Annotated in this window: 1 pseudogene; it reads right to left on the reverse strand. The window is 42.7% G+C overall.

Annotation, left to right across the window (positions count from 1 at the left end):
* A pseudogene (locus NLF92_RS12770) lies at window positions 1-170 on the reverse strand (glutathione synthetase); the annotation flags it as partial.
* Window positions 171-279 lie beyond the last annotated feature (109 nt).

Genomic DNA, 279 nt, shown 5'->3' on the forward strand with positions numbered 1-279 from the left:
TTAACAACCTTGCAAAACGCACTGGCAATACTGTCACGCATAGTTAGATTGTTGGGTGTCGTGACAGCTACAGTATGACCACGGCTTACCGCTTCATGGATGAGTCTCAAAGTGGAGTCGGATTCGCAGTTGATACGCTCCCACGGATACATTAAAAAACAAATTTTCATATGAGAATCTCTCTAATGGCTCAGTTGATGGGGCTAGTCAGCTTTTATGTAAGACTTAAGTGCTTTAATGCTAGGAAATGTGGAATATCCCTCATTGAGCAGCTCTTCA

It is taken from the genome of Opacimonas viscosa (genome assembly GCF_024199005.1).
Classification (GTDB): domain Bacteria; phylum Pseudomonadota; class Gammaproteobacteria; order Enterobacterales; family Alteromonadaceae; genus Opacimonas; species Opacimonas viscosa.